This is a genomic window from Dapis brunnea BLCC-M229 (genome assembly GCF_050015995.1).
GTDB lineage: Bacteria > Cyanobacteriota > Cyanobacteriia > Cyanobacteriales > Microcoleaceae > Trichodesmium.
Map to the genome: position 1 here is coordinate 1 of NZ_JBNHEP010000113.1, position 5780 is coordinate 5780.

Below are 5780 nucleotides of genomic sequence, written 5' to 3' on the forward strand. Positions count from 1 at the left end.
TGAAATCCTTTTTGTGTAAACATGGCTTGTGTAAATAATTTTGTGTAGGTGTTTATCTAATACAAACCCGGTTTCTATTCCTTATTTATATCGGTCATAGTAAGGATTTAACTTCTGAGTTCTCAATTCGGAATTATGACTTCAGCTATACCTTCTTCAAATGAACAGCAAACTACTTCAACAAGTCCGAATATTAGATCCAGTTTCCCACACAGACCGAGTTGCTGATGTTTTAATTATTGATGGAAAAATAGCAGCAGTTGAGGAAAATATTTCTGAGTTCCCAACTAAAACAGATATTCAAGATTGTCGGGGATTAATTTTAGGTCCTGGTTTAGTAGACTTATATAGTCATAGTGGGGAACCAGGGTTTGAGGAACGGGAAACTATAGAGTCTTTAATGCAAGCTTCTAGAGCAGGTGGTTTTACTAGATTAGCAATTTTGCCGAATACTTTTCCTCCTGTGGATAATCCTGCTGGTTTGGCAAGATTACAAAATTTGGCAACTCAGGCAAATGATAAGTCTGCTTTTCCTCTTCTTTATTATTGGGGTGCTATTACCCAAGGTGTAAAGGGCGAGCAAATGACTGAGTTGGGAGAATTAGCAACAACGGGAGTTGTCGGGTTTGCTGATGGTTTGCCTCTAGAAAATCTTAGTTTGTTACGGCGAGTTTTGGAATATTTGAAACCTCTGAATAAATCTGTGGCTTTATTTTGCAATAATTCTGGGTTGGCAGGTAATGGGGTGATGCGAGAGGGATATGATTCTATTCGCTTGGGTTTGCCTGGGGTTCCGAGTATGGCTGAAAGTTCTGCTTTGGCTGCTGTGTTAGAGTTAGTAGATACTATTGGTACTCCGGTTCATATTATGCGAGTTTCTACTGCTCGGAGTGTGGAGTTGATTGAAGCTGCTAAAAGTAGGGGTTTGCCTATTACTGCTAGTACGACTTGGATGCACTTGTTGTTAGATACTCAAGCTATAGAAGGTAAGTCTCATTTAGATACTGAGTTTGTTCCTTATGACCCGAATTTACGTTTGGAACCTCCTCTGGGAAATAAGAGCGATCGCTTGACTTTAGTTCAAGGTCTCAAGGATGGGGTTTTAGATGCTATTGCTATTGACCATGCTCCTTTTTCTTATGAAGAGAAAACTGTTGCTTTTTCTGAAGCACCCCCAGGAACAATAGGACTAGAAATAGCATTACCTTTATTATGGCAGAATCTTGTCGAAACGGGAGAATTGTCTGCTTTAGATTTATGGAGAGTATTAAGTACAACTCCTAGCAAATGTTTAGGATTAAGTCCTGGAGAGATAAGACCTCAAGAGTTAGCAGAAGTTACCCTATTTGCACCTCAAGAAATTTGGGTAGTAGAAAAGCAAACTTTGAAATCTCGTTCTATCAATACACCCTGGTTAGGAAAACAAATTCAAGGTCGTGTCCTGGAATTGAAATTTTAAAGGATTTGACTTTTTATCCTTAATGTACTCCGAAACAGTAAAAAGACTTTTTCAGCAAACCCTAATTACAGCAGATTTTGAGAGAATGATGTACAGGGTAAATGGTGAAAATCTTGTAGTGCTGGCATCTTGACCGCGATGGTGTACCTCATAACAATGGAAAGCGCTATATCAATTATCCATTATTAAAATAGTTACTTAGTTTATCCAAAATATATTCCGAAACAGTTTATGAAAGATACAAATACTGAAACTAAACCAGATAAAGTTGGTACAACAGAAGCAGCATTTCTTCTAAATATTTCTACTGCTAGACTAAGATTACTTCTTAGGCAAGGTCGTCTCAAAGGAGCCAAAAAAGTTAAACGCTTTTGGGTAATTCCTTTAAATGGTCGAGGAATGCCAGAAATTACCCCTGGTCGTCGAGGTCCTCAAGGAACTTGGAATAAAGGATTCCGTACAGGCAATACTTTTATCCATGTGCTGCGAAGAGAAATTGACTATAACCGAGACCACGGCACATCTCTTCCAGCCATTTCTGTTAAACAAGGAGAAAGAAATAATCGTTGCCACGAAGTAGAAATTCTAGGAAATTGCAAAATCGTCTATCGACCTCATAAACCTAATAGGAGTCAAGCAGGTGGCGCCCGCCTGTGGATTGAGGTCGAGCCTGATGTTGAAATTATTCGTAAATTTTTCCGGGATACGGAACTAAATGAAAATCAACCTCAAGGCTCCAGTTAAGTTAAAGTCTGATTTTTAGTAACTACTTTTTATCTATACTAATTAATAGTGGTGTTGCCTTGTTTAACTTTTAGGCTACTATTATAGATTACTATGCAAATAATTCTAAATATTTGTGGCGTACTAACCTCTATAAATTTCATCATTTGTACAATGGTAATTCATCTATTGTACCAAGACTATCGAGAGGCCAAAAGCGAAATATAGCTCGACCAATAATATTTTCATAAGGAACAAAACCCCAACACCGCCCATCATAACTATGATTACGATTATCCCCCATGACTAAATAAGAATTTGGAGGTACTGTCACAGGTTGAGAAAGAAACCTTTTATCAGGAGGACAAACATCTATTCTAGTTTGTTGGTGATTAACCTTTCTCGCCTCAAGTTCCGCTGGATTCAAATCTGAAGCAACATAAGTTTCTTCTACTACCCGATCGTTAACATATACTTTTCCATTTTTCAACTCTACTCGATCTCCAGGTAATCCAACTATCCGTTTAATAAAAGCATCTTTGTACTGGGTTTTAAGTTCATTTGTTGGATTAAAAACCACAATATCTCCTCTTTCCGGATTTTTGAATTGATAACCCAATTTATCTATAATCAAACGGTCATTAATTTGTAATGTTGGTAGCATCGAACCAGAAGGAATATAACGTGCTTCAGCAACAAATTGACGAATTCCTATAGCTAAAATCACGCTAAGTCCAATAGTTTTAATTGACTCAATTATAGGATTTTCTTCATTTGAATTTTCTTTATGTGTAGATTTTTCTTCTTTATTCATCATTTATATTTGTCAAATAATTAATTTTAAAATACTGGTTTTATTTATGGATTTTAGCCCTAGGGTATTCAGGATTTGTTTTTGACTTTACAACCTTACCTACCTATTAAAAATACCTTGGAGTCTCAATCATATAACGTTCAAAATTATAGGACTACATTTTTAGGTTTTTGAGTTTATAGTCATAATTATACCTATGCTATGGAAGTATAATATATTTAGGATTAAAATAACATTATAGCGTTTCTCAAGTTACTGAGGTGTTGTTTTTCTTCTTTTCTATTTCCTGTTTCCCGAATTACTAGCGTGTCTGGCTTGAAAATTTGGAGAACCCCTTCCCCCTAACCCCCTTCCCTACAAGGCTATGCTTTGCCCATAAGTCTTAGAAGTATGCAGGGTAGGGAGTGTGGTCCGTGTGGGGAGATGGTTATAGTAGCTAGCAAGAGTTTGCAAATGGCTTTCATTGCCTTATTCACTTTTAGCTACTTCTGTCCTAGATATGAGAAATGGCAGGTTTGTCTTCACTTCCCGATCAGACTCCTCTCCCTCGTCTCACCTATCCTGTAAGGAATTCAACATATTTGGGTAAAGCATAGCCCCCTACAAAGTAGGGTTCTTTCATTCTCTCAAAAGACAGATGAACCTATCTCATTATTGTTTGTTGAAACCCTTATATTGAGCTAATGGAAAAATCGTGAAATGTTTAAAAATCGTATTAGTGGGATAGACTCATTAGGTAGATGGGTAGATGGGGAGATTTCCCAATTATGTGCTCGAACTTGCCCACAATTTTAGTCTAGACTTCCTGTCCCTATAAGGTAGGGCTGTTTCATTTTCCGAAAAGACACATCGGGAGATGGGGAGATCGGGAGATTTTCCAAATATGTGCTCGAACTTGCCCACAATTTTAGTCTAGACTTCCTGTCCCTATAAGGTAGGGCTGTTTCATTTTCCGAAAAGACACATCGGGAGATGGGGAGATCGGGAGATTTTCCAAATATGTGCTCGAACTTGCCCACAATTTTAGTCTAGACCTGCTATTACTACTCCCTACTCCCTACTTCCTAAAATAATATCAATTTAAAACCCAATTTTTATTATGTCTCCTATCTCTTCTTTATTAATTCGTCGCGCCCGCATCCTTTTACCCAATCGGGAATTTTTAGTTGGTGATGTTCAAATTCAAGGCCGAGAAATTATTCAAGTTGCTCCAGAAATTTCATCTTCAGAAGCTCCAGAAAAAATCATAGATGCTGAAGGTTTAACTTTATTACCAGGAGTAATTGACCCCCAGGTACATTTTCGGGAACCTGGATTGGAACATAAGGAAGATTTATTTACCGCTAGTCGAGCTTGTGTGAAAGGTGGTGTTACTTCTTTTCTGGAAATGCCTAATACCAAACCTTTGACTACGACTCAAGCAGCATTGGATGATAAGTTACAACGGTCAGCTCAAAAATGTTTGGTTAATTTCGGTTTTTTTATTGGGGCAACGGCAGAAAATTTACCCGATCTATTAACAGCTAATCCTACTCCTGGAATTAAAATTTTTATGGGTTCTATGCACGGAGCTTTGTTAGTAGATACTGAGGAAAAATTAGAGCCTATTTTTGCTAAGGGAAAAAGATTAATAGCTGTTCATGCTGAAAATCAAGCTCGAATTGATGAAAGAAAAAAACAGTTTGCTGGTATTTCTGACCCTGCTACTCATTCACAAATTCAGGATAATGAAACTGCTTTGTTAGCAACTAAGATGGCTTTAAAGTTGTCGAAAAAATATCAGCGGAGGTTACATATTTTGCATACTTCGACTGGAGATGAAGCTGAATTATTGCGTCAAGATAAACCTAGTTGGGTAACTGCTGAAGTTACGCCTCAACATTTGTTATTAAATACAAGTGCTTATGAAAAAATTGGTACTTTAGCTCAGATGAATCCTCCTTTAAAATCTGCTTGGGATAATGAAGTTTTATGGCAAGCTTTGTTGGATGGGGTAATTGATTTTATTGCCACAGATCATGCACCTCATACTTTAGAAGAAAAAGGTAAAGGTTATCCGAATACTCCTTCGGGAATGCCTGGGGTGGAAACTTCTTTGCCTTTAATGTTGACTCAAGCTATCCAGGGAAGATGTTCTGTTGCTCAAGTTTCTAATTGGATGTCTACTGCTGTGGCAAAAGGTTATGGAATTCCCAAAAAGGGGGCGATCGCTCCTGGTTTTGATGCAGATTTAGTATTAGTCGATCTGGATAATTATCGCCCTGTTTTAAGAGAGGAATTAATGACAAAATGTGGGTGGAGTCCGTTTGAAGGATGGAGTTTAACTGGTTGGCCTGTTATTACTATTGTTGGGGGAGAAGTTGTGTTTAATCGTGGTGAATTTAATTCTGAGGTTCGGGGTCAAGCTTTGACATTTTCTGCAGCTACCTAATTAATTTTCATGGCGACTTTTTTTGAAGTTTTGCTTGACTTTTAATTGACTTGAAAGGCAAAAAAATTACTCCCCTACTCCTCTACTCCACTACTCTTTAAAAAGACTTTTTCAGCAAACCCTAACTAAGCTCATTAATTTTTGAAGACGTTAATATCTCTCTATCTGTCACCCAAACTATATTCTTAATCCCAAACCTTTATAAAAGGAAAAATTTCATCATCTACCTCCGGGAGCTTCAGTAAATGAAACTACTCTTGCTCTATACGCAATAGAAAGAAAAATTTCATCATCTACCTCCGAGAGCTTCAGCAAATGAAACTACTATTGCTCTATACGCAATAGAAGGAAAA

At 37.5% G+C, this 5780-nt stretch carries 4 protein-coding genes; 3 read left to right on the plus strand and 1 reads right to left on the minus strand.

Annotation, left to right across the window (positions count from 1 at the left end):
- Positions 1-160: 160 nt before the first annotated feature.
- Positions 161-1459, plus strand: a complete 1299-nt coding sequence (locus ACP6PM_RS13960; RefSeq protein WP_426585557.1) for a dihydroorotase — start codon at positions 161-163, stop codon at positions 1457-1459.
- A gap of 231 nt (positions 1460-1690) precedes the next feature.
- The gene (locus ACP6PM_RS13965; protein ID WP_426585558.1) at positions 1691-2203 is read left to right on the plus strand and encodes a hypothetical protein; all 513 of its coding nucleotides are present in this window, start codon (positions 1691-1693) and stop codon (positions 2201-2203) included.
- A gap of 142 nt (positions 2204-2345) precedes the next feature.
- Here ACP6PM_RS13965 and lepB read toward each other — a convergent pair whose 3' ends face one another.
- Positions 2346-2996, minus strand: coding sequence for a signal peptidase I (gene lepB, locus ACP6PM_RS13970; protein WP_426585561.1), 651 nt, complete (start codon positions 2994-2996; stop codon positions 2346-2348).
- A gap of 1099 nt (positions 2997-4095) precedes the next feature.
- On the opposite strand from lepB, the gene ACP6PM_RS13975 reads away from it, so the two are divergent.
- Entirely contained in the window at positions 4096-5427 is a 1332-nt protein-coding gene (locus tag ACP6PM_RS13975; protein ID WP_426585559.1) for a dihydroorotase, read from the plus strand.
- The last annotated feature ends 353 nt before the right edge of the window (positions 5428-5780 follow it).